We start from the raw sequence: 532 nt of genomic DNA on the forward strand, positions 1-532 counted from the left end.
CGCCTTAGCCGTCATTCGCCTGACTTGTCGGTTTTTCCCTTCCGAAATCCGAATTTCCACCCAAAAATCAGGTACAGATTTACGCACGCGGATAGGCGGCACGCGCGGCCATAAAACATCCGCTTCGCCCGCTTCCAACACGCGAACCTTTGCCGGACGCGTGACAAAATCCCCCAAATCCACACCGCGCCGCAGCATATCCAGCTTCGCTTCGTCGGGCGAACCTTCCACCTGCGCCCAATAAGTTTTCTCCAGTTTAAATTTAGGATCCGCAATCCGCGCCTGCAAACGCCCGTCGTTCGTCAACAGCAGCAAACCCTCGCTGTCCGTATCCAAACGCCCCGCTGGATAAAAGTCCGGCAGCGACACATAATCTTTCAAACACCCAGACTTTTCATGCGCCGAAAACTGGCAAATCACGCCATAAGGCTTGTTCAATACGATTAAATCATTCATTTTCATCACATCCTGAAACCAAGCATGAATTGTACCAGCCGCCGCATACGGGCTACAATTTCACGCTTCTTTATAT

General features: G+C 51.5%; 1 protein-coding gene. It reads right to left on the bottom strand.

The genetic code is table 11. The features are described from left to right. A partial coding sequence (locus ACTHTS_RS10980; protein ID WP_440370054.1) for a pseudouridine synthase occupies positions 1–456 on the bottom strand: 456 nt, incomplete at its 3' end. Between the last annotated feature and the right edge of the window lie 76 nt (positions 457–532).

This window comes from Neisseria sp. P0019.S003 (genome assembly GCF_051957115.1).
Classification (GTDB): Bacteria; Pseudomonadota; Gammaproteobacteria; order Burkholderiales; family Neisseriaceae; genus Neisseria; species Neisseria flavescens_D.